Origin of the sequence: Rahnella ecdela, assembly GCF_019049625.1 — a bacterium.
GTDB classification, from domain to species: domain Bacteria; phylum Pseudomonadota; class Gammaproteobacteria; order Enterobacterales; family Enterobacteriaceae; genus Rahnella; species Rahnella ecdela.
Window position 1 is genome coordinate 346505 of sequence record NZ_JAFMOY010000133.1, and the last position, 26952, is coordinate 373456.

A 26952-nucleotide genomic window follows, 5' to 3' on the forward strand; every position below is an offset into this window, starting at 1 on the left:
AAATCCTTTTTAATCATTGAGTAAGAAATAGCGAAGTGACTGAGTTTAGGAATATTTCGATAAGTTATCGAGAAATATGTCAGCGGCTGGCGGCTGGCCTATGCTTAACAGAGTTTCCAAAATATCCTAAAAACATAAGGAACAGAAAGATGTCCGCGAAGGATTTGATAGGTATTGGTATCGGTCCCTTTAACTTAAGCCTCGCCGCTATGGCAAAAGATAGCGGAAAACTCGACGCCGCCTTCTTCGATGCCAATCCGGAATTCAGCTGGCACCCCGGTATGCTGCTGCCGACGGCCACCATGCAAACCTATGTGTTGCAGGATCTGGTGACCACTGTCGCCCCGCGCAGCGAGTTTTCCTTCATCAATTATCTGGTGGAACAGAAGAAAATTTACCGCTTTCTGGCGACGGAACAGCTGATCATCAGCCGCGACGAGTTTTCAGATTATCTGCGCTGGGCGTGCGACCGCATTCCTGATCTGCATTTTTCCGAGCCGGTCGGGCGCATCGATTTCGATGACAAGCGGCAGGAATTTATCGTGCAGAGTGAAAAAGGCGAGCACCGTGCGCGCAATATTTGTCTTGGCACCGGCCATGCGCCGTGGATCCCCAAACCGGCGCGGGCGGCGCTGGGCGAAAACTGTTTTCATGCCGCCGAGATTGAACTGCGCGAGCCGGATTTCACCGGTAAACGCGTGGCAATCGTCGGTGGCGGACAAAGCGGCGCCGACATTATTCTCAACGCGCTGAGCGGCCACTGGGGCGAGTTCGCCGAACTGAGCTGGATATCGCGACGCCCGAATTTTCAGCCGCTGGATGAATCCATTTTCACCAATGAATATTTCACGCCGGAGTATGTGAATTACTTTTATACGCTGCCTGAAGACGTGCGCGAGCAGGAAATCGAAACGCAAAAATTACCGTCAGACGGCATCAGTTATCACACGCTGGAAGATATTTATAAGCAGCTTTATCACCGTTTCGACGTCCTGCATCAGCCGCGAAATGTGCGTTTACTGCCGCACCGCGCGCTCGATCATATCGTGCGTAACGCCGCGGGTGATTTCAGTTTGCAGGCAAAACACGGGCTGGAAAAATGTGAGGAACAGTTCAGCGCCGATATCGTGATCCTGGCGACCGGCTATCGCCCGGGTTTACCGGATTATCTCGAACCGCTGCTGGACCGTATTCCTTATGATCGTGAGCAGCATTTGCCGCTTCAGCCGAACTTCAACCTGCGCTGGGATGGTCCGCAGCAGAACCGCATTTACGCGGTGAATGCCGGTATTCACAGTCACGGCAGCGCCGAAGGACAACTGACCCTGACGGCATGGCGCTCGGCGAAAATCCTCAATCATCTGCTGGGCGAAGCGCATTACGATTTGCGGCCGGTGCCTTCGCTGGTGCAATGGTGGTCAAACGATGTGAGTAAGAAATAGCGCGAATAAAAAAGCGGAGCATCAGGCTCCGCTTTTCTTTTACTGACGTTCACTTAACACATCAGACGTAAAAATAGATGGCTAAAAAGTGACAGGCACTGCCGCCGAGCACGAATCCATGCCAGATAGCGTGACCAAAACGAAAACGTTTCGAGGCGTAGAAAATGACGCCCAGTGTGTACACCACGCCGCCCAGCGCCAGCAATATCACGCCGCCCAGCGAAAGTTTGGTCGCCAGCTGGTAAATCACTATCAGTGACAGCCAGCCCATCGTCAGATATGTCACCAGCGAAAGCACCTCAAAACGGTGTGCAAACGCCAGTTTAAAAATCACGCCGAACAGCGCCAGCCCCCAGATCACCGCCATCAGTCCTTTCGCCAGCGGGGAGTTAAGCCCGACCAGCAGGAACGGCGTGTAGGTCCCGGCGATCAGCAGATAAATCGCGCAGTGGTCAAATTTTTTCAGCCAGTATTTGGCTTTCTGATGCGGTATCGCGTGATACAACGTGGAGGCCAGAAACAGCAAAATCATACTGCCGCCGTACAAACTGTAGCTGGTGATCGCCATAGCGCTGGCGTTATCGCCTACCGCCTGAACCAGTAACAACACCAGTCCGACAATCCCGAAAACCAGACCCACGCCGTGACTCAGGCTGTTGGCAATTTCTTCAGCCCACGGATATCCCTGTGGTGATGGAGACAACTTACCCATACGTTGAGAACCCTCGAGGCAAAAATTTATGAAAATACACAAAATATTGCAGTCTTCAGCCGTTTATTCCTGCTGATTATAAATCATACCGCAAGCAGAGTAGCTGAGAACCATTCCAGTGTACACCTGTAAGCTTAAAATGAGTATTTCCCGATGTAACAGTCTCTTAGCCGGATCATCATTTCATTATGACGCTGTCCGGAATCCCTTCAATTCATTCACCTTGTTTATAATTTACCCATGTAACATTCTGATGACAGCGGGAATTTCCGCATCCAAAAACATGATTTTTTGTCATCAAGCGATTAAGGTGTACCGGAAATCTCTGATAACGCCGTTATTAATGCCGTCAATATGACTAAGGTGTGACTATGTCTGCAGCAACTCCCCCGCTGAATTTCGGGGCAATGACCGAAGTTTTTCAGTTCCTGATGGAAATCGACAAGCTGAAAAGCGTGCAACGTCGCACCAAAGTGTTAGGCACTGAGCGTCAGGAAAACTCTGCGGAACATAGCTGGCATTTCGCCGTGGCGGCGATGTCTCTGGCACCCTTTGCGCCCCAGGGTGTGGATATTAATAAAGTCATCCGGATGGCGCTTATCCACGACATCGTCGAAATAGACGCCGGTGATGTGCTGGTTTACGATCTCGCTGCCCGCGCGGCGGTTCACGATCAGGAAATCATTGCCGCAAACCGTTTGTTCGGCCTGCTGCCTGCGCCGCTGAGCACACAGTTTCTTGATTTATGGAATGAATACGAAGCGGGCGAAACCCCGGAAGCGCGTTTTGCGCTGGTGATCGACCGCGTAATGCCGATGGTCATGAACCTGAATAATCAGGGTCAGAGCTGGGTAGAAAACAATATCCGTCTGGAGCAGGTGTTAGCGCGCAATGCCTTTATCGCCGATATCCATCCTGAACTGTGGCTGCACATTCGCACCCATCTGGATAACGCCCATCAGCAGGGCTGGCTGAAGTAATCTTAGCTTCTGGTTTTGCTCCTCCCCCTGCGAAGGAGAGGAGCAAAGCAGAGCCGAATCAAACCACCACAACCCCCATCCTTTCCCGTGCTTCTTCGTATGTCGGCATCGATGCCGCAGCACCTGCGCGTTCCACACAGACGGACGCATAAGCGGAGGCGAACTGTGCGGCTTCGGGAAGGGTGGCTCCGGCGGCGAGTTGTGAGGCCAGCGCGCCGTTGAAGGCGTCCCCTGCGCCTGTGGTATCAACCGGCGTGGCCGGACAGGCATGGATAATCTGCGTTTCGCCGTTCACCGAAAGCAGCGCGCCCTGCGTACCTAAGGTGATGATCAGCGCCTGGATCCCTTTGGCGTGCAGCGCATGGGCAGCGCGTCCGGCGGAGGGAATATCGCAGACTTCGATACCGGTAAGCAACGTGCATTCCGTGGCGTTTGGCGTCAGTAAATCCACCTGCGCCAGCAGATGGTCGGAAACCGGCTGGAACGGCGCGGGGTTGAGGATAATGTAAGTGCCGTTATCCTTCGCGATGCCGATCAGTTTTTCAATTGCGGACAGATTGTTTTCGAGCTGGGTCAGCAGGATATCGGCGGCGGCGACCGCCGGACGGCACTGTTCAACTTCTTCATCGGTGACCGTCAGGTTTGCGCCCGGATCGACCGCAATCATGTTTTCGGCATCGGCTCCGGCGACATAAATCAGGGCATTGCCGGTCGGGCATTCGCTGGTGGAAAACAGTGTGACAGCATCGAAACCGGCGCTGTCGAGGTGGCGGCGGGCAAACATGCCGAAATCATCGCGCCCTACTTTGCCGATGTAATGCACCCGCGCACCGGCGCGCAGCGCAGCCACCGCCTGGTTCGCGCCCTTGCCGCCCGCGCCCATCATGCTGTTACGGGCAATCAGGGATTCTCCCGGTTTAGGGAAACGCGCCATGCCTGCGACGATATCGAGGTTGAAAGAACCAAATACGCATACCTTGCCTTTGTTCATGCCTCTCTCCTGAAGGAAAATGTTCCGGCGGCCAGAGCGGGCTGCGTCGGAAAAACGCGCTGTGCGGCTAAACACGCGCCCCGGCAACCGGTCTCGTCGGTGACGGCGCTGAAATGAATGGTGAGATCGTTCGCCGGATACGGACTGCGTAAATGGCTGCGTAACTGCTGTTCGAGTTCGGCCAGCGGGAAGTTTTCCATCGCCAGCACACCGCCGCCCAGCACTAAATATTCGGGATCCAGAATGTTCATTTCACTGGCGACGGTGCGCGCCAGTCGTGCCACGAATTCGGTTAAATCCACATGCCCGGCATGACGCACAAACAGGTCAGCGAACGGCGTTTGCGGCGCATGTTGCCGCGCCCAGCCGGTCAGCCAGTTGCCGGAGGTCAGCGTCTCGACGCAGCCGGTTTTGCCGCACGGACAGAGTAGCGGATTCCCCGCCAGCGGAATGTGCCCCAGCTCGCCAGCACCGCCGTGCGCGCCGTGGTAAAAATCCCCGTTGATCCACAAACTGTTGCCAAGGCCGGTGCCGAGATACAACCCGACAGCGACATCCGGCAGCGCACTGTGCTGTGTTAAATCCCACCACATCAGATGGTTAACGTCTTTGTCCATCGCCACCGGCAGTTGTAACCGCGCTGAAAGAAGCGCCGCCACCGGCTGGTTATCCAGCGCGGAGATAAACGGCAGCGATAACACGGTTTGCCGGTCGCGGGACAATACGCCCGGCAGACCGAGCATCACCTGCGCCACCTGATGATGCGGATCCTGCTCCTGCAAATACGCCGTGATCAGGTTTTCCAGCCCCTGTATCGGGTCATTCTGCCCCGCCCAGCTTTGGGTCGGGGTTTTGTGGTAGCCGCGAAAATTTTGCTGGCTGTCCATCAGCATTAAACGGGTATTGGTGCCCCCGACATCGACTCCAAGAAAGTGCGGCATACGGCTCTCCTGCCCTCAGGCTGCGTGACGCGCCTGACGCATCTGATCGAGCATTTTGTCCCAGGCAACATCCAGATCGTTGTCCAGCGTGAACAGGCCGGAACTGCCGACGATCAGCACTTCCGCGCCTGCACCCATCAGATCCTGATAGGTACGCAGGTTGCAGGATCCGTCGATTTCGATCAGATAGCGGTAACCTTTTTGCTGTTTGAGATCCCGCAGTTGCGCGATTTTCCCGAGCATTTCAGGGATGAACGGCTGACCGGCATAGCCCGGATCGACAGTCATTACGGTGATTTTATCCAGCAGGTGAATGTAGTGCTGGATGTACTCCACCGGCGTTGCAGGGTTGAGCACCACGCCGACTTTTTTACCCAGCGAGCGGATCTGGTTGATGATGCGGAACGCGTCACGGTTGATGGTTTCGGCGTGCGGGCAAATAAAATCGGCACCGGCAAGGGCTATCGGCTCGATAAAGTCAGCCGGGTTTTCCACCATCATATGCACGTCCAGAACCAGCGGCGTATGCGGGCGGATCTGTTCGATAAAGAATGGGGACAGCGTGATGTTTTTGACGTAATGGCCGTCCATGATGTCGATGTGCAGCATGTCGGCGCGGCGGTTCAGCACCTCGAGTTGCTGTTTAATGTCGATCAGGCTCATGCACATCAGCGACGGAGAAATTTTGTATTCCATGATGTTTTCCTAAGTCAGAGGCAATTTTAAAAGGTGTTTAAGGTTGAGCCGCCCGCGCTTTGGCAGCGCTCATTCGCCCCGCCCTTTTTTGCAGATAACGGCTGCGGAAAAATTTCAGCGCCAGCACCACAATCAGTACCGCGCCCCACATCGCCAGACTGAAATGCGGGCTGACGTTCATCAGATTCAGGCCGGTGGAAATCACCTGCAGGACAATCAGCGAGAGCACGACGCCGGCGACTTTGCCGAAGCCGCCGTTGGGATCCGTGCCGCCGAGAATAATGGCCAGCACCGTCAGCAGCAGATACGAATCGCCGTAGCCCATGCGCGCCGAGTTGAAGCGCGCCATCATAATCAGCCCGGCAATCACGCATAACATGCTGGAAATCACGTAGATGGCCATCAGCACGCGGTGGGTATTTACGCCGCTGAAATGGGTGGCGTTGATGTTGCTGCCGCTCATGTAGATGTATTTGCCGAGGCGGGTGCGTTCTAAAAACACGGCAATCAGCGCCGCAGTCAGCAGGAAGATAATCAGCGGAACCGGCACGCCGACCAAAGTTTCAGCGCCGATAAAGCGCACGATATCCGGCATTCCGCTTAACGCCGCACCGCGTGACAGGTAGATGCCGACGCCATTCACCATGGTCATAGTCGCCAGTGTCACCAGAATCGGATGCGCGCCGACATACGCCACCAGCGCACCGGTCAGCATGCCAATCACCAGCGCCAGAATCATTGCGCCAACCAGCGCCAGCGTCAGCCACACCGCCTGCATTGCCATGCTGGCATCCGGCGGCAGCCAGGTCAGAAACACCCACGCCATCAGTAAACTGGTCAGGTTAGCAGTGGCGATAATGCACAGATTCAGGCCGCCGCTGAGGATCGGGATAAACATCGCCAGCGTCAGTAAACCGAGTTCCGGCAGCTGGAAGGCAACGCTCATAAAGGTGGCGTCACTGAAGAACCGCCCCGGCATCGCCAGGCTGAAACCGATGATCACCACCAGCAATAACAGTGATAATCCCAGTGTCGTATTGTCTATTTTCAGGTTGCCGATTTTCAGGCGAGGCCGCGCATCGGGCTTCGCTTTAAGACTCACATTTCTGCTTTTTGCGAACATAGCGGTTTTCCTCAGGCGAAGCCGACTTCGGTTTCTTTGCGTTTCTTATAATGGGTGACGGTGATGGCCGCGACGATCACCACGCCGATGACAATATTCATGAAGTAGCTGGAAACGCCGATCAGGTTGAGGCCGTTTTTCAGCACACCAATCAGGAACACGCCCATCAGTGTACCGACCACACTGCCTTTGCCGCCGTTGAGGCTGGCTCCACCGAGGACGGCTGCGGCCAGTACATCCAGCTCGCCGCCGACCAGCGCATTCGGCACCACTTCACCGACGCGATACACCTGTACCAGCCCGCCAATCGCCGCCATTGCGCCGAGATATCCGTAAGCAAACAGATGCAGTAATCCGACGCGTATACCGATACGGCGCGCGGATTCCTGATCACCGCCGACGGCAAACAGCTGGCGTCCGAGATGGGTTTTGTTGAGCAGGATCCAGCTCAGTCCGGCGACCGCCAGCATCACGACTACCGGCAAACCAATCTGATAATGTTGCTCACCTGCGCTGAACGGCAGCACGCGGATTGGCGTGGTCAGCCAGTCCGGCAGGTCGTACAAACTGGTGCCGTTGGTCAGCCACATCAGCATGCCGAACAGCAGCGACTGCATACTGATGGTGACGATGATCGACACAATGCGCAGGCAGTAGATCAGAATGGCGTTGATCATCCCGAGCACGGTACCGATGGCGACCGCCAGTAAAATGCTGCCGGTCGGGCTGCTCAGGCCATAGTGGATCGCCAGCGTGGCGATGATGTACTGCACGACAGACGCCACGGCGGCGAACGAAATATCGATACCGCCGGTGACCAGCACCACAAACAGGCCGAGAGCGAAAATGCCGCTGACGGCGTAGCTTTCGGTCAGATCCAGCAGGTTCTGCAAGGTCAGAAACTGGTTGGTGAGTAAGGAAAAAGTGACGATAACCACCAGCAATACCCAGGCTAAATAGCCTTCGTTGCTGGACGGGCGTAACCGGCTGAGCTTAAGCATTGACCGCCTCCGCAAGTTGTTGCTGGGTGATCGCGCCCGGCAGATATTCGCCAACCACCGTGCCTTCGCTGAAATGCAGCACGCGGTCGCAGTTGAAATAGACTTCCGGCACTTCGTCGGAAATCAGCAGAATAGAAATCCCCTCTTCCGCCAGCTGATGGATCAGCTGATAAATACTGGCTTTTGCGCCGACATCGACGCCGACCGTTGGCGAATCGAGGATCAGGATTTTCGGCTGCGTCAGTACCCATTTCGCGAGCACGATCTTTTGCTGATTGCCACCGGAAAGCGTGGAGATCGCCTGTTCGGGACTGGCAACTTTGACGCCGAGTTTTTCGATCCACTGCTGGATAATCTTGTTTTTGCGGTATTCGTCGATCAGATGAAAACGGCTGCGCAGCTGATCCATGATCGCCAGCACGGTGTTATCACCGACCGATTGTTGCTGGATAAGACCCAGCGTCAGGCGATCTTCCGAGACGTAACCGACGCCGGATTTGATCGCGTCTTCATGACTGCGAAAACGCACCGGTTTGCTGTCGAGGTAGATTTTGCCGCTGTCCGGTTTGGTCATGCCAAACAGGCTGAGCGCCAGCTCGGTGCGACCGCTGCCAAGCAGCCCGCATAAACCGAGCACTTCTCCGGCGTGCAGTTTGAAGCTGACGTCGTGATACTGGCCTGCGCGGCTGAGTTTGTCGGTTTCCAGCATGATGCGTTCGTCATTCATGTTGGCGGCTTTCAGGCGGTAATCGAGTTTCAGGCCAGTCATCAGCTCGGTCAGGCGTTCACTGCTGACTTCAGATGCCGGGAAGGTGCCGACTTTTTTACCGTCACGGATAACCGTCACGCTGTCGGAAATCTCCAGCACTTCATCGAGACGATGGCTGACGAACACCACGCTGATGCCTTTGCTTTTCAGATAATGCACGGTGCGCAGCAGCTGATTCACTTCGGTGCGGGTCAGCGAGGCAGTCGGCTCATCCATAATGACTAAGCGCGCATCGGCCACCAGCGCACGGCAAATCGCCACCTGCTGACGCTGGGCTATCGGCAGCGTGGACACTTTGCTGTCGAGATCCAGCGTGTAATTCAGTTCTGTCAGAATGCGCTGCGCGGTTTCCCGCAGACGGGACGGACGGTACCAGCCCATCAGCCCTTGCAAGTTGTGGTCGAAGGCAATGTTCTCGAACACGCTGAGGTTCGGGAACAGCGACAGGTCCTGATAAATCACCTGCACGCCAAACTGCCGCGCCTGATCCGGTGACAATTTGCTGAAACTCTGGCTGCCGCCGGACGGCGAACTGAGCGTGATCTGGCAACCGTTATCCGGCTGATAAACCCCCGAGATCACTTTGATCAACGTACTTTTCCCGCAGCCGTTGGTGCCCGCCAGGCAGTGAACTTCGCCCTGCATCAGCCGCAGGGAAATGTCGTTGAGCGCACGCTGTCCGCCAAACGTCACTGACAGGTTTTGCACATCGATCAGCGGCGCGTTGTCTGTTTGAATGATCTCGGAGATTGCCATGATTACAGCCCCATTTTGACCAGTTTCGGCAGGTTGGCTTTATCCAGGCTTTCGGTTTCATTGCCCAGAATGGTGCGCGTTGCCTCGTCGACTTTCACTTTGCCCATGCCTTCAATGGTCATGCCGTCAGTGATTTTCTCGCCTTTTTCCAGCTTCTCGGCGATGCGCACAAAGACTTCACCGGCGACCATCGGATTCCAGATAAAGCCGCCTTTGATCGCACCGGCTTTCACCAGACTTGCGCCCTGACCCGGACTGAATGGCCCGAACACGCAGATGTCGTCAGTTTTGCCACGGTTAAGCACCGCGCGGCCTGCGCCAATCGGGCCCTGAGAACCGATCGCCAGAATGCCTTTCAGGTTGGCGTCTTTGGACATCAGGTCGTTGGTGGTACGGATGCTGTCATCGAGTGATTCACCCACGCCAAATTTGTCGCCGACCAGATGCATATTCGGATAGTGTTCTTTCTGATAATTGATGGCGGCATCGGCCCATTTCTGATGCAAAGGTACGGTCAGACTGCCGACGTATACCGCGTAATCGCCCTTCTCTTTCATGCACTGCGCCAGCGCGACCATGTGATTAATACCGTGCTGCGTGGCATCGACCATTTCAAAATCCCAGTCGGCATATTTCTGATCTGGCGATTCATGCACGATGACTTTGATCCCGGCATCGTGAGCGCGTTTGAGTACCGGCTCCAGCACGCGGGCGTCGTTTGGCACCACGCCGATCACATCCACTTTCTGAGCGATCAGATCTTCAATCGCACGCACCTGCAACGCCGGATCCGCGCTGGTCGGCCCGACCTGCCACGCGTCGATCCCGCGTTTGGCCGCTTCGCTTTTAATCCCGGCTTCCATCGCATTGAACCAGGCGTTACCGCCCACTTTCACGACCACGCCCATGCGGATTTTGTCGGCGGCGTGCGCAGACAGGGACAACATGGCTGTGGCGAACAGGCAGGCAAGAACGGATTTCTTGATCATGTTTACTCTCCTGGTAGGTCAGTTATTTGCCGCAGCTAACGGGCCGTTGCGACTGTTTTTAGTTTTTTTCTGTAGGGGTGGCGGAGAAACTTCAATCACGTTAACGTTGCTCCAGGCCAGTTCCTGGCGGAATTCTTCATCCTCCAGATGGTCTGTTATCAGTGTGTCGATTTCCCGGTAGTGGCAGATCCGCGCAAAAGAGCGGCGGCCGAATTTGCTGGAGTCAGCCAGCAAAATTTTGTGCTCGGAGGAAAGCAGCATTTGCTGTTTCAGCCGCGCATGATGCTCGTTACTTTCCCGGATACCGCCTTCGTGGCTGATACCGTGGCAGGAGAAAAACAGTTTGTTGATGACGAATTCTTTCAGCATTTGTTCGGCCAGCACGCCGACAAAATCTTCGTATTTTGCCGAGTACTCACCGCCCAGCCCGATCACCCGCACGTTGGCTTTCACCGCCAGCGTCTGAATGATGTGTACCGAGTTGGTCAGCACCACCAGCTGGATATCGGGCAACTGGCGCGCCAGAAACCAGCTGCTGGAACTGCTGTCGAGCAGCAAACAATCGCCGGGGTTGATCAGCTGCAATGCCCGTTTGGCGATGCGCGTTTTGCTGTCCGGCGACTGATTACTGCGATCCCGAAAGGATTCACCCTGTTCAATCTGCGACGGCACGTAGGTTTTTTCCGCCGCCGAATGCTCCATAAACACCGCGCCGCCGTGGCTGCGTAGCAACACGCCGCGCTTTTCCAGCAGCGCCAGATCCCGCCGCGCCGTTTCCAGCGAGATGCGGCATAACTGCGCCACTTCCTGCACCAGAATGCGTCCGCGCTGGCTGAGAATTTCGGTGATATAACGATGTCGCTCTACTGGCAGCATGTGGTGATTCCTCTTTCCCGATGTCAAATAGGATACGCAGCCGGATGTTTGCGGAATGCGCAGTGCCTCAAAGGCGACTGTGCGCATTTTTTGCGACAATCGTCCTGTGATAGTTGTCACGAAAAGCTGAGAAAAGATGAAATGTTAAAGTTTGGATCTGTGGCGTGAACGGCATTAAATCGTCATTTGCATTGCAACAAGACAGCAACAGATTTGCAAACGGTCACAATTCCTCGCGCCTTCCGCTGACCGTTAATGACCGTTTGCGTGGGATTGACCGTTTGAAGAAAGCGAACAGGGTTTGTGCAGAACATCACAGCGCTTATTTTCCGATTCCTGTTTACTACAGGTTCACTTTTTGCGGAGCGCTTATGTTTTTATCTTCCGGTATAAAACGCCTGTTACTGATTCTGCTGACACCAGTCTGCGGAATAAAAGCGTTTATATTGGGATGCTGCTGTTTTAACTCCGTCGATAATCTGAGTGCAACCACAGAAGAAAGCACCCAAATTAATTCAGCCGATTTCAGCGACCAGTGGAAACAGCTCTGGTGCTGCGCAGGAAATTCTCTGTTTAAGGAAGTCAAAAAGCCGCCGTTTATTTCCCATGCGGATCCTAAGGCTATTTCAGTCAGCGTCCGGCTGGTGGTTCAGTTACGCCAGCTTCTGGCGTTCTGTAATTTATCGCATTTAGTCAGCCAGTTACGTTGCTGTCATCGTCTGAGTGGCGCTCCGGCCACCGAGTCTGATTTTATTTCTGTTGTTTTCCGTAAAGGCACAACGCGCAATTTCGCCGTTGTGCTTTTTTTATGTCTGAAATCACGCCAAACCCGAGGTATTCATTATGTATTTCGTTTGTATTGCTGCCTGCCCGACCGGTGTCGCCCATACTTATATGGCCGCAGAATCGCTTGAAGTACTGGGAAAAAAACGCGGACACGAAATTAAAGTCGAAACTCAGGGAAGTCTTGGGGCTGAAAATGTCATTACCGATGAAGATCTGGCGCGTGCCGACGGCGTTATTCTTGCCGCCGATGTCGCTATCAATAATAAAGAACGTTTCGACGGCATGATCACGCTCGAATGCAGTGTGAGTGATCCGATCAAACATGGCGATGCAGTTTTTGAAGCGATCGAACAGGAGGTGGCAAATGGCTAAATTCAGGGCAGAAGGCGGTGGCGGACACGTCGGCACGGATGTGAAAAACGCCATCATGACCGGGGTTTCTTACATGCTGCCGTTCGTGATCGCCGGTGCGGTGATCATGGGCATCGCGCGTATCGGCGCATCGATGTACGGCATCGACAATATCTGGGACAACAGCCACGCGCAGGCCGCCAGTCAGATTGTGAAACTGTTGCATCAGTTTGACGGTTTCGGCGGGCTGGCGCTTTCGCTGATGCTGCCGATTGTCGCCGGATACATCAGTTTCGCGCTGGCTAATAAACCGGGGATTGCGCCCGGTATGATTGGCGGGCTGCTGGCCAGCAATCTCGGCACCGGATTTATCGGCGCGCTGGTGGCGGGTTTTGTTGCGGGGTATATCGTGCGCTGGATGGTGCGCTTTATTAAATTGCCGCGTGCGCTGGCCTCCGCCGGACCCATTTTTATTTTGCCGGTAGGCGGCACGTTGCTGACCTGCATCATCATGGCGTTTGTGGTCGGCACGCCGCTGGCCGCGCTCAATCGCGGTATGGAAGCCTGGCTGATGACGATGTCCGGCACCAATAAAATCCTGCTGGCGGCAGTGATCGGTGGCATGGTCGGGTTTGATCTGGGCGGTCCGGTTAACAAAGCGGCGGTTACCACGGCGATGGCGCTGCTGGCTTCCGGCATTTATGACCCGAATACTGCGGCGCAGGTGGCGATCATCATTCCGCCCATTGGCTTAGGCGTCGCGACATTACTGTGGAAAAAACGTTTCCCCGAATCCCTGCGCGAGGCGGGCAAAGCCTCGACGCTGATGGGACTGATTGGCGTGTCCGAAGGGGCGATTCCTTTCGCGCTGTCGAATCCCAAAATTATAGTGATTAACGTGGTGGGCTCCGCGCTCGGTGCGGCAATGGCGGTCGGGCTGGGCGCGGTGAATCATGCGCCAATTTCCGGTTTCTACGGCTGGCTGGCGGTAGATGGCTGGCCGGTTTACGTGCTGTCGATTGCCGCCGGTTCTGCGGTGGTCGCCTTCGGGTCCTTGCTGGTATTCCGCCATGGCGATACCGAAACCGTGAGTAAACCTGCCGCCTCTGCTGCACCCAAATTTAAGGTGAATCGCCAATGAAAACCGTCCATCTGATTCAGCATACACACTGGGATCGCGAATGGTATTTCACCGAAAATGATTCCAAAGCCGTACTGTATTATTTTATGGATGATCTGTTAAACCGGCTGGAAGCCGATGCGCAATTACCGCCGTTCGTGCTCGATGCGCAGACGGTGATCCTTGACGATTATCTGGAGGTCGCTCCGGAAAATCTTGCGCGTCTCACCACACTTATCCGCGCCGGGCGGATACTCATCGGCCCGTGGTATACGCAGACCGATTTTCTGGTGGTGGGCGCGGAATCCATCGCCCGTAATCTGCTGCTGGGGATTGAAGGCGCACGCAAATACGGCGCGCCCATGGCGGTGGGTTATGTGCCGGATTCCTTCGGCCAGAGCGCACAGCTGCCGATGTTTCTGAATCAGTTCGCAATCCGCCACGCGGTGTTGTGGCGTGGCTGGAGCGAGCATGACGTCGCCAGAACCGAGTTTATCTGGCACAGCGACGATGGCAGTAAAGTCACCACGGCGGTGCTGCCCTGGGGTTATGGGTGCGCCAAATGGTTACCTGCGGACGAGCAAAAAGCATTGCCTGTCGTGCTGAAAGCCAGCCATAAACAAGCGCAGTTTGCGGCCACCGATCAAATTTTGTTGCCCAACGGCAATGACCAGTCGCCGTTTGAATATCAGGTGCCGGAAATGTTGCAGGTACTGAATCAGCAGCAGGGTGAATTTCGCTATGTGAACAGCAGTTTCAGTGACTTTTTTGCGGCGCTGGAAACACAGCGCGAAAAGCTGCCGGATTATCGCGGCGAGCTGCTCAGCCCGAAATATATGCGTATCCATCGCGGCATCTTCTCGACCCGCACCGACATCAAAAAACTGAATGCGAAACTGGAGAAAACGGTCAGCCAGTATCTTGAGCCGCTGCTGACGGTCAATGCGGCGCTTGGCCTGCCGTATCCGCAAACCGCGGTGGACACTATCTGGCGCGAAGCGATGAAATCTCACGCCCATGACAGCATCGGCGGCTGTAATTCAGATCGCGTGAATGCGATGGTGAAAAACCGTCTGCTTTCCGGCCTGGAAATGGCGGAACAGCTGCTGGATCTTAACTTCCAGAAACTCAGCGAAGGGATCACCGCGACGCAGGACGGCACAAAAATTGTGCTGTTTAACAGTCTGCCGCGGATCCGCAGCGGCGCAGTGACACTGACGGTAATGACGCCCGAACGTGATTTCCGCCTGTGCGACAGCGAAGGCAATGACTGTCACTGGCAACTGGTCAGCGAGCAGCCGCAGGATATGTCGACGGTGGTGCAGGAGCTGTCGAACAGCACAGAAACCACCTGGTTCCGTAAATGCGAGTTGCAGGTGGAAGTGAAAAATGTCCCGGCATGCGGCTACACCACGCTGTGGTTTAAGCCCGGTGAAGCCGCAAAACATCTTCCGCACTCAGTCAGTCCGCATCAGCTGGAGAATCATTTTCTGCATCTGCGCGCTGATGCGCACGGCGTGCTGACGCTGACCGACAAACGCAGCGGCCAGCATTATCCCCATCTGCTGCAACTGGTGGACGGCGGAGATGCGGGCGATAACTATAATTATTCGCCGCCGGAGGAAGACTGGAAAATTACCGGCGACGGCCATTTGCTCGAATGCCATACCGGCGGCGGCAGCCTGTTTAATCGCATGGAATTGCGCTACCGGTTGCCGGTTCCGCAGGATCTGAATTCGCGCCAGCAGCGGCTGACCGACGCTGAACTGGATGTCACGATAACCCTGACGCTGGCGCACAACTCACCGGCGCTGAGCGTGGATATCCGCGTGGATAATCATACTCGAGATCATCGTTTGCAGGTACTGATGCCGACCGGCGCGGCCAGTCAGGTGCATTTCGCCGACCAGCCATTCGGGCTTATTCAGCGCGACAATTACCCTGCCTCGATGAAAATCTGGCAGGAAGAAAACTGGAGCGAAGCCCCCGCTGCGCTGTATCCGATGCAAAGTCTGGTGATGATGCACGATGAACAACGCGGACTGTGTGCGGTGACCGAAGGGCTGCGCGAGTATGAAATTCCTGAGGAGCAAAACGACGTACTGGCGATCACCCTGTTGCGCAGCGTCGGCTGGCTGGGTCGCGCCAATATGCCTTACCGGCCGGGACGCGCATCGGGCATGGTACTGCCTTCGCCAGAATCGCAAATCGCTGGCATTCATCATTGTTCACTGGCTGTAATGCCGCTGACCGGCGCGCCTGATGCGGCTTTCTGGCGAAGGGTAGAAGAATGGAAAACACCAATGCTGGCGTATCTCGCCACCGGCTGGTCGCGCTTCCGGCTTAATCCGCACGGGAGAGAATTCCCGGCAGATTACAGTTTACTGAGCTGGGACACGCCGCTGCATTTCAGCACGCTGAAAAAGTCGCAACGTGGCGATCACTGGGTGATACGCGGGTGGAACCCGACGGCACAACCGATGAAAACGGGGAAAGTGAATTCAGCAACAGGAGTGGTGCCGTCCAATCTGGCAGAAGAAGCGCTGAACGGAGAATGTTTCGGTGAGGTTACTGCCGCTGGTGCGCCGGTGACATTTTTGATGGAAAAATGAAAGAGGTAAAGGACGGGGATCGCTCCCCGTTCTGTATTTACCTGCCGCCCGCCAGCTCGATAAAGCTACCGGTCGCGTAGGAGGCGGAATCTGACAGCAGCCAGGAAATGGCCTCTGCCACTTCTTCCGGCTGTCCGCCGCGCTGCATCGGCAGATTGGCTTTCACGCGATCCACACGCCCCGGCTCACCACCGCTGGCATGCATTTCGGTGTAGATAAGACCCGGACGCACGCAGTTAACCCGAATACCGTACGCCGCCACTTCCAGCGCCAGACCGGTGGTCAGGGTATCCACTGCACCCTTAGACGCTGCGTAATCCACATATTCACCCGGCGCACCCAGACGGGCAGCCGCCGAAGACACATTCACAATCGCTCCACCCTTTCCGCCATGCCGGTGCGACATGATTTTCACCGCCTCGCGGCAGCACAGGAAATAACCCGTTACGTTGGTGGACAGTACTTTGTTGATACGTTCGGCAGAGAGATTTTCGATGGTCGTCTGCTGGAACAAAATCCCGGCGTTATTCACCAGCGCGGTGACCGGCCCGAGCTCAGCGCTTAACTGTTTGAACATCGCGACAACCTGCGCTTCATCGGAAATATCGGCTTTGAGCGCGATCGCTTTACCACCGGCCTGATGGATTTCATCGATGACGGATCGCGCTGCGGTTTCGTTATTGAGGTAATTAACACCGACGGCATAACCCTGCCGGGCAAGGAGGACAGCCGTTGCACGGCCGATACCGCGACTGGCGCCGGTGACGAGAGCAATTTTCATTGAGGACTCCTTTCGTAAAAGTAAGGAGAGTGTAGAAGAGGAAAATTCAACTGCAAGATCAGGGTCGTGGGTTGCCACCCACACTGGCCTCAAGGGTGGCTTATCGCCACCACCCTTGAGAATCCCAGGCTCTTTCACTGCGCGCTATCGCTAGATAATATGTTTCAGGTATCACCGTGACAGGCTGGAAATCTTGCCGCTGCGCGGTTCCCTCTCTCGGTCCTGAAGCCTCAGGTCTTCAGGCCGCTCCGTTCGGCAAGATTTCTGAATCGCCCCCACGATCTTGAATTCAAAGGAAGATTATCTTTTATCTTTTAGAAAAGTGCATTGGCGTGATCAAAATTCAGCTGAACGGAGCGGCTTCAAGACCTATGGCTTGAAGACCGAGAGAAGGTAGTGCGAAGCACCTGGATTTGCGCCACTCACTATTTTAACCGAGCATGTCCATCGTGAATGCGACAGCGCGGAGTGAAAAATGCAGGATTGTTAAGGGGCGCGTTTACGCCCCTTAACCCGGTGTGGGCCGGCGCCCACGACCTTGATTTTGACGTTAGCAAAAAGCCGCCACTCGCTGCGGCCTCAGCTCAAAGGAGTCTTACTCGTAATCTGACATCGGTACGCAAGAACAGAACAGATTTCTGTCCCCGTACACATCATCCAGACGTTTCACGGTCGGCCAGTATTTATTATCGTAACCGGCCGGGAATACCGCTACTTCGCGGGTGTACGGATGGTTCCAGTCGCTGACCAGCTCGTTCTGCACGTGGGGTGCATTCACCAGCGGGTTATCTTCCAGCGGCCATTCGCCTTTCGCTACGCGAGCGATTTCACTGCGGATTGCCAGCAGCGCATCAATAAAGCGATCCAGTTCCACTTTGCTTTCTGATTCGGTTGGCTCAACCATCAGCGTACCCGCCACCGGGAATGACATGGTCGGGGCGTGGAATCCGTAGTCGATCAGACGTTTGGCGATATCCATTTCGCTGATACCGGTAGTTTCTTTCAGCGGACGAATATCCAGAATACATTCGTGCGCCACACGACCGTCGCGACCGGTATAGAGCACCGGATAGGCATCTTTCAGACGTGTCGCGATGTAGTTTGCATTCAGGATTGCAACCTGGCTGGCTTGTTTCAAACCTTCCGCGCCCATCATGCGGATGTACATCCAGCTGATTGGCAGGATGGAAGCGCTGCCGAACGGTGCCGCAGAAACCGCGCCATTTTGCGTCAGTACGCCGTCGATCTGCACCACGCTGTGACCCGGAACAAACGGAGCCAGATGGGATTTCACGCCGATAGGACCCATGCCAGGACCGCCGCCGCCGTGCGGGATACAGAAGGTTTTATGCAGGTTGAGGTGCGATACGTCCGCACCAATATAACCCGGCGTTGTGATGCCGACCTGTGCGTTCATGTTCGCACCGTCGAGGTAAACCTGACCGCCGTACTGATGCACAATTTGGCAAACTTCACGGATGGTTTCTTCGTAAACGCCGTGCGTTGACGGATACGTCACCATGATACAAGACAGTTCGTCGCCCGCTTTCGCGGCTTTCTCGCGCAGGTCACTCAGGTCGATGTTGCCCTGTTTGTCACACGCGACCACCACAACAGTCATGCTCGCCATCTGCGCAGATGCCGGGTTAGTGCCGTGCGCTGAACTTGGGATCAGACAGATATGACGGCTGCTTTCGTTACGGCTTTCGTGGTAACGACGAATCGCCAGCAGACCGGCATATTCGCCCTGCGCGCCGGAGTTTGGCTGCATACACACCGCGTCGTAACCGGTCAGCTGAACGAGCCATTGTGACAACTGACCAATCATCTGCTGATAACCGCCAGCCTGTTCTGTCGGGCAGAACGGGTGCAGTTCAGCGAATTCCGGCCACGTAATCGGGATCATTTCTGCCGCAGCATTCAGTTTCATGGTGCAGGAACCCAGCGGGATCATTGCCTGATTCAGCGCCAGATCCTTTTTCTCCAGACGGTGCATATAACGCATCATCTCGGTTTCGCTGTGGTATTGGTTGAATACCGGATGGGTGAGGATCGGATCCACACGCAGCATCGCCGCAGGAATGGAGTTGCTGTCAGTCGATGCTGCTTTGTCCAGTTTGTCGATATCCAGACCGTTGTCGTCACCCAGCAGGGCAGCGAACAACACCTGAACGTCTTCACGGGAGGTTGCTTCATCAAGGGTGATACCGACCGCGCCATGAATGTCGGTACGCAGGTTCAGACCAAAGCTCAGCGCGCGTTCCAGCACGGCGGCTTTGTCTTTCACTTCAACGGTCAGCGTGTCGAACCAGGTGTTGTGGCGCAGCGTCAGACCGCCCTGTTTCAGGCCAGCGGCCAGAATGTCGGTCAGACGGTGAATGCGAGACGCAATACGTTTCAGGCCTTCAGGACCGTGGAATACCGCATACAGGCTGGCAATGTTGGCCAGTAAAACCTGCGAGGTACAAATGTTGGAGTTGGCTTTTTCGCGGCGGATATGTTGCTCTCGGGTCTGCATCGCCATACGGAGTGCAGTTTTGCCCGCAGCATCACGGGAAACCCCGATGATACGGCCCGGCATGGAGCGTTTGAATTCGTCTACACAGGCGAAGAAGGCCGCGTGCGGACCGCCGTAGCCCATCGGCACACCAAAGCGTTGCGCGGAACCGAAGACCACGTCTGCGCCCTGTTTGCCCGGTGCGGCCAGCAGCACCAGCGCCATAATGTCAGCGGCAACGCTGGTGATAATTTTGCGGGATTTCAGTTCGCCCAGCAGTGCGGTGTAGTCGTGGACTTCGCCGGTAGTGCCAACCTGCTGTAACAGCACGCCAAACACGCCTTCCAGCTCGAGCACTTTTTCGGCTTTATCGACGATGATGTCAAAACCGAATGTTTCCGCACGGGTACGTACCACGTCCAGCGTTTGCGGATGCACGTCATCAGCCACGAAGAAGCGGTTAGCGTCTTTCAGTTTGCTGGCGCGTTTTGCCAGTGCCATCGCTTCGGCGGCGGCAGTCGCTTCATCGAGCAAAGAAGCAGAAGCCAGATCCAGACCAGTCAGATCTAACGTCAGTTGCTGGAAGTTCAGCAGGGCTTCAAGACGGCCCTGAGACACTTCCGGCTGGTACGGCGTATACGCGGTGTACCAGCCCGGATTTTCCAGCATGTTGCGCAGGATAACCGGCGGCGTCAGTACCGCGCTGTAACCCATACCGATGTAGGATTTATAGCGCTGGTTCTGGCTGGCAATGGCTTTCAGCTCAGCCAGAGCCTGATGTTCCGTCACGGCATCGCCGACAGCCGGTGGCCCCGGCAACTGGATATCGACCGGAACGATCTGCTGGATCAGCGCGTTTAAGGAATCCGCACCGACCGTTTCCAGCATCTGTTGCTGCTGCTGAGAAGACGGACCGATATGGCGGCCAATAAAGGCTTCGCTGTGTTCGAGTTGGCTGAGAGTCTGAGTCATTTGCTACGCATTCCTGAAATCTGCTGGAGGTGTCTTGGGATACTGACAAAAGCTACGGGTCTGGATCTGCCCCGCAAGCGGGTTGCGGGGCGGTCTTACAATGTTATTTATTCGTCTACAGAAGCAGCGTAGGCTTCTGCATCAAGCAGGTTAGCCAGTTCGCTTTCGTCTGACGCTTTAATCTGGAACAGGAAACCGGTGCCGTAAGGCTCGCTGTTGACCAGCTCCGGGGAACCTTCCAGTTCGCCATTAACCGCAACGATTTCGCCGCTGATTGGAGAGTAAATATCGGAAGCCGCTTTAACGGATTCCGCCACAGCGCAGTCTTCACCGGCTGCTACTTCGCGGCCAACTTCTGGCAGATCAACGAAAACCATATCGCCCAATAATTCCTGCGCGTGTTCGGTGATGCCTACGGTGTAAACGCCGTTGCCTTCTGAACGTACCCACTCGTGGGAAGAGGCGTATTTCAAATCTGCTGGAACATTGCTCATTATATTTTCTCCAAAAAAGTGCTAATTCAGCGTTAACTGGATAATTTTTATCTCGAATTTTTTACTGCACCAGTGGTTTGCCGTTACGGACAAAACCTGGTTTGGTGACTTTTACCGGCATTTCGCGGTTACGGATTTGCACAATGGCGTGTTCGCCAATGCCCGCTGGAACGCGTGCCAGAGCAATACTGTAGCCCAGCGTCGGAGAGAATGAGCCGCTGGTGATCACGCCTTCCAGCGTATTGCCCGCGCTGTCGGTGAATCGCACCGGCAGTTCGTTACGCAATACGCCTTTCTCAGTCATCACCAGGCCGACCAGCTGTTCGGTGCCCTGCTCGCGCTGTCTTTCCAGTGCGTCACGGCCAATAAAGTTGCGGTCTTCAGGTGCCCAGGCGATGGTCCACCCCATGTTGGCTGCCAGCGGTGAAACACCCTCGTCCATTTCCTGACCGTAGAGATTCATTCCCGCTTCCAGACGCAGCGTGTCGCGCGCACCCAGTCCGGCAGGTTTCACACCTGCTGCCAGCAGTTTCTGCCAGAAATCAGCAACCTGTTCTTGCGGCAATGCAATTTCATAACCCGCTTCGCCGGTGTAACCGGTGGTGGCGATAAAGAGATCGCCCGCCTGCACGCCGAAGAATGGCTTCATGCCCTCGACCGCTTGTTTTTGTTCAGCGGTAAACAGGGTTGCTGCTTTTTCTTTTGCCTGCGGCCCCTGAACGGCCACCAGCGCCAGATCGTCACGCACGGTCAGTTCGATGCCATACGGTTCTGCATGCTGCGATATCCATACCAGATCTTTCTCGCGGGTTGCGGAGTTAACCACCAGACGGAAATAGTTTTCGTTGAGGAAGTAAACGATCAGGTCGTCAATTACGCCACCGGACGCATTGAGCATGCCGGTGTACAGCGCTTTGCCGGAAACGGTAAGTTTGGCAACATCGTTCGCCAGCAGGTAACGGAGGAATTCACGGGTACGGGCACCGTGGAGATCGACAATGGTCATGTGCGAGACGTCAAACATACCGGCATCCTGACGCACAATGTGGTGTTCATCCAGCTGGGAGCCGTAATGCAAAGGCATCATCCAGCCGTGGAAATCGACCATACGCGCGCCGCACGCAACATGTTGTTCATAAAGCTGAGTCTGCTTGACCATCTTATTCCTCATGACGAAAAGGCTGCCTGAAAGTTGAAAATGACAGGGAGCGCAAACGATACCCTTTGTTCGAACTTACCACTGAATCTCCCTGCTAACCATAAGTTAAAATATGCAGAGCGGGATGAATGTCAGTGATTTGACAGGGGCATTGTGCAGAGTTTTTGACTGGCAAACTGAGGTTTATGGCGCAAAATCTATAAATAAACACCAAAAGTGTCGATGTTATATAACGACAAGGCCGGATTTCTCACCATTTGCAGAATGAGAAACCCGGCCCCGGATTAGAAAATGTAATGGAAAAACTGAGCTGAAATTAGATTATTTCAATCGAAGCGAATCGTCCTGTAACCACTCGGGTAAATCATTCAGCCCCATCGCCTGACGGACCAGTTTCGGTTTCACGCCCGGCAGGGAATCTGCCAGTGTCAGACCGATATCGCGCAGCAGCTTCCTGGCAGGATTATCACCGGCAAACAGTTCACGGAAGCCCTGCATACCCGCCAGCATCAGCGCGGCGCTATGTTTGCGGCGGCGCTCATAGCGGCGCAGATACATGTGCTGGCCGAAATCTTTGCCTTCTTTTTGCAGGCGTCTGATTTCAGACGCCAGTTCAGCGGCATCCATGAATCCTAAATTAACGCCCTGCCCGGCCAGCGGATGCACGGTGTGGGCTGCGTCGCCAACCAGTGCCAGACGTTGTCCGGCAAAACTACGGGCATAACGCCCAGTCAGCGGGAAGGTCATACGCTCGCTTTCCACGGAACAAACTCCGAGACGCAGGTCAAAGGTGCTGGCGAGGATTTTGTTGAACTCTTCAGGCTCCAGCGCGCTCAGACGCTGCGCTTCATCCGGCGATACTGACCAGACGATAGAAGATAAATGCGCATCTGTCAGGGGCAGAAACGCCAGAATACCTTCTCCGTGGAAGACCTGGCGTGCAACAGACTGGTGCGGTTCTACAGTGCGGATGGTCGCAACCAGTGCATGATGGCGGTAATCCCAGAACGTCAGCGGAATGTCGGCGTGCTGACGCAGCCATGACTGCGCGCCGTCCGCGCCGACCACTAACCTTGCGGTGAGCTGACGGTCGTCATTAAGAGTAATAAACGCCTCATTTTCGCCCCATGCCACATTCTTCAGGGTCGCGGGTGCAAGCAACGTGATATCGGTAGATTTTTCCGCACGTTGCCACAAGGCGCGGTGGATCACCTGATTTTCGATGATATGCCCCAGATGGCTGAAACCGTATTCTTCGCTACGGAACCCGATTTTGCCGAAGCTGTCGCGATCCCAGACTTCCATCCCCTGATAGGCATTCGCACGCTGAGCAATAATGCTGTCCCAGACGCCGATATATTGCAGCAGACGTTCACTGGCAGCATTAATAGCAGAAACCCGTAAACCTGGCTGTTTCGGTAACGGTGAATCAAGTTCCGGTTGCTGATTTTCCAGCACCGCAACGCGCAGGCCGCTGCCCTGTAAACCGCATGCCAGCGCCAGACCGACCATTCCGCCACCGGCGATAACCACATCAAAAGATTGCATAATTGTTCCTGTAAGGATTAACGATCGCCCCAACCTAAGGTTCTGCGTGTGAAAGCATCGCGCAACGGCGTGATGCCTTCCATCGCCAGCAGACCGAGGTTACGTCCGACCATTAGCGGCAGCCAGCGGTTGGCAAAGAGGTGGATCAGACCATCGGTCACGCCGACAGTTGCTTGCTGGTCCGGCTGACGGCGCTGCTGATATTCACTCAGCACGCGGTAACTGCCGACATCGTTACCCTTCGCCGCCGTACTGGCCAGCGTTTCCGCCAGCGTCATGACATCGCGCAGACCGAGGTTAAAGCCCTGCCCGGCAATAGGATGCAGCGTTTGCGCGGCATTGCCGACCAGCGCCAGACGATGGCTGATATGGCTGTTGGCTTTCTGTAATTGCAGCGGATAACTGAAACGTTTACCGGCCTGTTTCATCGTACCCAGACGCCAGCCAAACGCTTTTTGCAGCTCGCTGAGGAACTGCGCCTCGCTCCAGTTATCGATTTCTTCTTTCGCTTCACGCGGATGACACCAGACCAGAGAACTGCGCCCATCGGACATTGGGAGCAGCGCCAGCGGCCCATGTTTTGTGAATCGCTCAAAAGCACGGCCATTGTGCGGCTCGCTGGTGGCCACGTTGGCGATCACGGCAATCTGACCATAATCTTCGCGCTGCCAGCCAATATTGCAGGCTTTTGCCAGCGAAGAATGCGAACCGTCAGCGGCCACAAGCAGCTGTGCAGTCAGCGTTTCACCCGTATCAAGCGTCACGCTGGCTGAATCCTGCGAGCGCGCGACATCGGTGACTTTCGCCGGACAATGCAACGTCACACCGGGTGCATTTTTCAGCATGGTAAACAGACGCTTGCCGACTTCGTGCAGTTCAACCACCTGCCCCAGCGCTTCCACGCCGTAATGGGCGGCATTGAGATTCACAAAGGCCGCATGACCGCGGTCACTGACGTGGATATCACGGATGGGCGTGGCGATGGCTTTCAGCGCAGGCCAGATCCCAACGCGCGCTAACTGTTGGCATGTACCCTGCGCCAGCGCAATCGAACGGGCATCAAAACCCGGATGCCCGTGATGTTCCGGCGCAGTGGCTTCCACCAGATGCACCGGCAAAGTGCCTTTCGTCAGCGAAGAAATAGCCAGCGCCAGCGAGGCACCGGTCATTCCGCCGCCAACAATTACGATGCTCATATTATTTCTGTGCCGCCGCCATTAACGCTTCAATATCATCGGCTTCTTTCACCACATCACCGGTAAGAATTTCAATGCCGGTGGCGGTTATCAGAATGTCGTCTTCGATGCGGATACCGATACCGCGATACGCTTCCGGTACGTCAGCGTCCGGCGCGATATACAGACCAGGTTCAACAGTCAGCACCATGCCAGGCTCCAGCGTACGGCTGCGGTCAACCGAGCCATAATGACCGACGTCATGAACGTCCAGCCCGAGCCAATGAGACAAACCGTGCATGAAGAACTGGCGGTGCGCCTGTTCAGCGTAAAGGGTTTCAACGTCACCTTTCATCACGCCCAGTTTCACCAGACCTTCAATCATTACGCGCACTGCGGCTTCGGTCGCGGCCTGGATGCTGCTGCCCGGCGCGAGGACTTCCAGCGCTTTATATTCTGACGCCAGCACGATGTCGTAGATTTCACGCTGTGCTTTGCTGAATTTGCCGTTCACCGGGAATGTACGGGTGATATCACCGGCGTAACCCTGATATTCACAACCGGCGTCGATCAGCACTAAATCTCCGTCACGAAGTTCACATTCGTTTTCGGTGTAATGCAGGATGCAGCCGTTTTCACCACCGCCCACAATGGTGTTGTAGGAAGGATAACGCGCCCCGTGGCGGTTAAATTCGTGATGAATTTCGCCTTCAAGCTGGTATTCAAACATGCCCGGACGGCATTTTTCCATCGCACGGGTATGGGCCAGCGCGGTGATTTGCCCAGCGCGACGCATGATGGCGATTTCTTCAGCCGATTTGAACAGACGCATGTCGTGCACCCACGGACGCCAGTCAGTGACGGTAGCCGGAGCAGAGAAGTTCTGGCGAAAACCTTTGCGCAGTTTTTCCATTGCACGGTTTACGATTTCATCGGCATAGGCGTAATCGCCCTGTGCGTGATACACCACGTCCAGGCCGTTGAGCAGGAGATGAAGCTGGTCGTTGATGTCGTCAAAAGGCAGCGCTTTGGTCACACCAAGTTTGGCGGGGGCAGCTTCCTGACCTAAACGACGACCGAACCAGATTTCAGCGGTGAGATCACGTACCCGGTTGAACAGCACGCTGTGATTATGATTTTCATCACTTTTCACCAAAATCAGCACTGCTTCCGGCTCGTTGAAACCGGTGAAGTACCAGAAATCACTGCTCTGACGATACGGGTATTCACTGTCGGCACTGCGTGGTGCTTCCGGCGCAGAAAAAATTATCGCAGCGCTTCCCGGTGCCATCTTCGCTAACAGCGCCTGACGACGATTCTCGTACTCTTGCTGAGTCATCACCTTCTCCTGAAATCGTTTTAATGTGTGCAATCGCTTTATTTAATGCAATGTACCGTTGATGCCATCAAACATTAATGCAATGTACGGTGGTTTTCCGCAGCCGTCGGGAGGCTGTGACCAAATTCACCAAAGCACAGAATCGCCGCAACGCGAACGTACTCGACGACTTCTTCTAAAGATTGCGCCAGTTGTTCCTGATCTTCATCTTCGTCGTAGCCAAGTTGCGCGATGCTACGCAAATCATCGATAGCTTCACCGACCTCGCCTTTCACTTTAGCGAGTTTTGGTTGCATCATGCCCAGACCAAGCAGGAAGTGGTTGACCCATCCGGCCAGCGCATCAGCACGCTCAAAGACGTGTTTTTCATCGTCAGGCATCAGCATTTTAAACTCGAAGCTGTCATCTTCGAGGGTGTCTGACGTCACTTTGCGCAGTTGCTGGAGCAAATCAGCCAGCGTGTGCGGGAAGGCCATGCCTTCATTAGTCAGATCATGCACCATCGTCAGCCAGCTGCCGTCGCGATTGCCACCGCACAGCAAGCCACTGATCAAACCGTGCATTTCTGCTGCGGTCAAAGCAACCGATTGTTGTTTCAGGTTTTGATCCAACGAATCGTAAGTAGGGTAAGTATTCTCAATAGACATGCGCATTCGCCATCGTTGGCTGGTTAAGTTCGTGTTATGCTACCACCAAGGTCTGTCGTAGTACCAGATTAGCAGCCCGCGATCGGGTGGTATAAGACATGAATGGCACGCCCTGAACAATCGGGCAGCAGTCAGCCGGTCATGGGGTTGTAACCTGGTATTGAGATAGTTATAGTGGCGCCCGCTTCCAACATC

22 protein-coding genes are annotated in these 26952 nt (G+C 55.1%); 5 read left to right on the plus strand and 17 right to left on the minus strand.

Annotated elements, in window-relative coordinates; all coding sequences use genetic code 11:
- The first annotated feature begins 149 nt into the window (after positions 1-149).
- Complete coding sequence (locus J1784_RS24955; protein ID WP_217151408.1) at positions 150-1442, plus strand: lysine N(6)-hydroxylase/L-ornithine N(5)-oxygenase family protein; 1293 nt, start codon at positions 150-152, stop codon at positions 1440-1442.
- A gap of 61 nt (positions 1443-1503) precedes the next feature.
- Here the strand turns inward: J1784_RS24955 and trhA are convergent, their stop codons facing one another.
- Positions 1504-2154: a PAQR family membrane homeostasis protein TrhA gene (gene trhA / locus J1784_RS24960; protein ID WP_217151409.1), complete on the minus strand. Its 651-nt coding sequence runs from the start codon at positions 2152-2154 to the stop codon at positions 1504-1506.
- A 371-nt stretch (positions 2155-2525) separates the two neighbouring features.
- Between trhA and J1784_RS24965 the strand changes: the two genes are divergently transcribed.
- Entirely contained in the window at positions 2526-3134 is a 609-nt protein-coding gene (locus J1784_RS24965) for an HD domain-containing protein (RefSeq protein ID WP_217151410.1), read from the plus strand.
- A 58-nt stretch (positions 3135-3192) separates the two neighbouring features.
- Here J1784_RS24965 and rbsK read toward each other — a convergent pair whose 3' ends face one another.
- The 8 genes from rbsK to J1784_RS25005 are packed head-to-tail and all read right to left on the minus strand — an operon-like array spanning position 3193 to position 11276.
- The gene (gene rbsK / locus J1784_RS24970; protein WP_217151411.1) at positions 3193-4125 is read right to left on the minus strand and encodes a ribokinase; all 933 of its coding nucleotides are present in this window, start codon (positions 4123-4125) and stop codon (positions 3193-3195) included.
- A complete protein-coding gene (gene alsK / locus J1784_RS24975; protein ID WP_217151412.1) occupies positions 4122-5066 on the minus strand; it encodes an allose kinase in 945 nt (314 codons plus the stop codon). Before alsK ends, rbsK begins: the two co-directional genes overlap by 4 nt.
- Before the next feature lie 15 nt (positions 5067-5081).
- Positions 5082-5762, minus strand: coding sequence for a D-allulose 6-phosphate 3-epimerase (gene alsE, locus J1784_RS24980; protein ID WP_013576774.1), 681 nt, complete (start codon positions 5760-5762; stop codon positions 5082-5084).
- 37 nt (positions 5763-5799) lie between these two features.
- Positions 5800-6885, minus strand: coding sequence for an ABC transporter permease (locus J1784_RS24985; RefSeq protein ID WP_217151413.1), 1086 nt, complete (start codon positions 6883-6885; stop codon positions 5800-5802).
- Between the two features lie 11 nt (positions 6886-6896).
- A complete protein-coding gene (locus J1784_RS24990; RefSeq protein WP_217151414.1) occupies positions 6897-7886 on the minus strand; it encodes an ABC transporter permease in 990 nt (329 codons plus the stop codon).
- Positions 7879-9411: a sugar ABC transporter ATP-binding protein gene (locus J1784_RS24995; RefSeq protein WP_217151415.1), complete on the minus strand. Its 1533-nt coding sequence runs from the start codon at positions 9409-9411 to the stop codon at positions 7879-7881. Before J1784_RS24995 ends, J1784_RS24990 begins: the two co-directional genes overlap by 8 nt.
- A 2-nt stretch (positions 9412-9413) precedes the next feature.
- Positions 9414-10400, minus strand: a complete 987-nt coding sequence (locus J1784_RS25000) for a substrate-binding domain-containing protein (RefSeq protein ID WP_238485700.1) — start codon at positions 10398-10400, stop codon at positions 9414-9416.
- Positions 10401-10418: 18 nt separating this feature from the next.
- Entirely contained in the window at positions 10419-11276 is an 858-nt protein-coding gene (locus J1784_RS25005) for a DeoR/GlpR family DNA-binding transcription regulator (protein WP_217151416.1), read from the minus strand.
- A gap of 843 nt (positions 11277-12119) precedes the next feature.
- On the opposite strand from J1784_RS25005, the gene J1784_RS25010 reads away from it, so the two are divergent.
- Genes J1784_RS25010 through J1784_RS25020 form a run of 3 tightly spaced genes read left to right on the plus strand, consistent with a single transcriptional unit; the run spans position 12120 to position 16145 of the window.
- Positions 12120-12434, plus strand: coding sequence for a PTS fructose transporter subunit IIB (locus tag J1784_RS25010; protein WP_217151417.1), 315 nt, complete (start codon positions 12120-12122; stop codon positions 12432-12434).
- Complete coding sequence (locus tag J1784_RS25015; protein WP_217151418.1) at positions 12427-13554, plus strand: PTS fructose transporter subunit IIC; 1128 nt, start codon at positions 12427-12429, stop codon at positions 13552-13554. Before J1784_RS25010 ends, J1784_RS25015 begins: the two co-directional genes overlap by 8 nt.
- Positions 13551-16145, plus strand: coding sequence for a glycoside hydrolase family 38 N-terminal domain-containing protein (locus J1784_RS25020; RefSeq protein WP_217151419.1), 2595 nt, complete (start codon positions 13551-13553; stop codon positions 16143-16145). The genes J1784_RS25015 and J1784_RS25020 overlap by 4 nt, the downstream gene beginning before the upstream one ends.
- A 37-nt stretch (positions 16146-16182) precedes the next feature.
- On the opposite strand, the gene J1784_RS25025 is transcribed toward J1784_RS25020, so the two are convergent.
- From J1784_RS25025 to J1784_RS25060, 8 genes are all read right to left on the minus strand, one after another.
- On the minus strand, positions 16183-16926 hold the full coding sequence (locus tag J1784_RS25025) for an SDR family oxidoreductase (protein ID WP_217151420.1): 744 nt from the start codon (positions 16924-16926) through the stop codon (positions 16183-16185).
- Positions 16927-17521: 595 nt separating this feature from the next.
- Positions 17522-20395: an aminomethyl-transferring glycine dehydrogenase gene (gene gcvP, locus J1784_RS25030; RefSeq protein WP_217151421.1), complete on the minus strand. Its 2874-nt coding sequence runs from the start codon at positions 20393-20395 to the stop codon at positions 17522-17524.
- Between the two features lie 107 nt (positions 20396-20502).
- The gene (gene gcvH, locus J1784_RS25035) at positions 20503-20889 is read right to left on the minus strand and encodes a glycine cleavage system protein GcvH (protein ID WP_217151422.1); all 387 of its coding nucleotides are present in this window, start codon (positions 20887-20889) and stop codon (positions 20503-20505) included.
- A gap of 61 nt (positions 20890-20950) precedes the next feature.
- Complete coding sequence (gene gcvT, locus J1784_RS25040; RefSeq protein WP_217151423.1) at positions 20951-22048, minus strand: glycine cleavage system aminomethyltransferase GcvT; 1098 nt, start codon at positions 22046-22048, stop codon at positions 20951-20953.
- A gap of 321 nt (positions 22049-22369) precedes the next feature.
- Positions 22370-23596: an FAD-dependent 2-octaprenylphenol hydroxylase gene (gene ubiI, locus J1784_RS25045; RefSeq protein WP_217151424.1), complete on the minus strand. Its 1227-nt coding sequence runs from the start codon at positions 23594-23596 to the stop codon at positions 22370-22372.
- Positions 23597-23613: 17 nt separating this feature from the next.
- Positions 23614-24792 (minus strand): 2-octaprenyl-6-methoxyphenyl hydroxylase, encoded by a 1179-nt coding sequence (gene ubiH / locus J1784_RS25050; protein WP_217151425.1) that lies wholly within the window; start codon positions 24790-24792, stop codon positions 23614-23616.
- 1 nt (position 24793) lies between these two features.
- On the minus strand, positions 24794-26110 hold the full coding sequence (pepP, locus tag J1784_RS25055) for a Xaa-Pro aminopeptidase (protein WP_217151426.1): 1317 nt from the start codon (positions 26108-26110) through the stop codon (positions 24794-24796).
- A 74-nt stretch (positions 26111-26184) separates the two neighbouring features.
- Complete coding sequence (locus tag J1784_RS25060) at positions 26185-26757, minus strand: YecA/YgfB family protein (protein ID WP_217151427.1); 573 nt, start codon at positions 26755-26757, stop codon at positions 26185-26187.
- Between the last annotated feature and the right edge of the window lie 195 nt (positions 26758-26952).